The organism is Streptomyces sp. NPDC015345, assembly GCF_043078805.1.
Taxonomy (GTDB): Bacteria; Actinomycetota; Actinomycetes; order Streptomycetales; family Streptomycetaceae; genus Streptomyces.
Genome location: NZ_JBIBTX010000020.1, coordinates 2,058 through 3,387, shown reverse-complemented (window position 1 = coordinate 3,387; position 1,330 = coordinate 2,058). Strand labels below are relative to the sequence as shown.

Sequence of the window (1,330 nt, the reverse complement as noted above, 5' to 3'; positions counted from 1 at the left end):
CGCAATGACACGACTTCGGCGGTACGCTTGAGCCCCGCTACATTGTCGGCGCGGAATCACTAGACCAGTGAGCTATTACGCACTCTTTCAAGGGTGGCTGCTTCTAAGCCAACCTCCTGGTTGTCTGTGCGACTCCACATCCTTTCCCACTTAGCGTACGCTTAGGGGCCTTAGTCGATGCTCTGGGCTGTTTCCCTCTCGACCATGGAGCTTATCCCCCACAGTCTCACTGCCGCGCTCTCACTTACCGGCATTCGGAGTTTGGCTAAGGTCAGTAACCCGGTAGGGCCCATCGCCTATCCAGTGCTCTACCTCCGGCAAGAAACACACGACGCTGCACCTAAATGCATTTCGGGGAGAACCAGCTATCACGGAGTTTGATTGGCCTTTCACCCCTAACCACAGGTCATCCCCCAGGTTTTCAACCCTGGTGGGTTCGGTCCTCCACGACCTCTTACAGCCGCTTCAACCTGCCCATGGCTAGATCACTCCGCTTCGGGTCTTGAGCGCGCTACTAAATCGCCCTATTCGGACTCGCTTTCGCTACGGCTTCCCCACACGGGTTAACCTCGCAACACACCGCAAACTCGCAGGCTCATTCTTCAAAAGGCACGCAGTCACGACGTACAGCACAAGTGCTGCACGCGACGCTCCCACGGCTTGTAGGCACACGGTTTCAGGTACTATTTCACTCCGCTCCCGCGGTACTTTTCACCATTCCCTCACGGTACTATCCGCTATCGGTCACCAGGGAATATTTAGGCTTAACGGGTGGTCCCGCCAGATTCACACGGGATTTCTCGGGCCCCGTGCTACTTGGGTGTCTCTCAAACGAGCCGCTGATGTTTCGACTACGGGGGTCTTACCCTCTACGCCGGACCTTTCGCATGTCCTTCGTCTACATCAACGGTTTCTGACTCGTCTCACAGCCGGCAGACTGTGAAAGAGAGATCCCACAACCCCCACGACGCAACCCCTGCCGGGTATCACACGTCATAGGTTTGGCCTCATCCGGTTTCGCTCGCCACTACTCCCGGAATCACGGTTGTTTTCTCTTCCTGCGGGTACTGAGATGTTTCACTTCCCCGCGTTCCCTCCACACTGCCTATGTGTTCAGCAGCGGGTGACAGCCCATGACGACTGCCGGGTTTCCCCATTCGGAAACCCCCGGATCAAAGCCTGGTTGACGGCTCCCCGGGGACTATCGTGGCCTCCCACGTCCTTCATCGGTTCCTGGTGCCAAGGCATCCACCGTGCGCCCTTAAAAACTTGGCCACAGATGCTCGCGTCCACTGTGCAGTTCTCAAACAACGACCAACCACCCATCACC

At 57.0% G+C, this 1,330-nt stretch carries 1 rRNA gene (running past one end of the window); it reads right to left on the bottom strand.

What is annotated here, in order from left to right:
- Nucleotides 1-1,275: ribosomal RNA gene (locus ACF062_RS38420) — 23S ribosomal RNA — on the bottom strand (it extends 1,273 nt beyond the left edge of the window).
- Between the last annotated feature and the right edge of the window lie 55 nt (nt 1,276-1,330).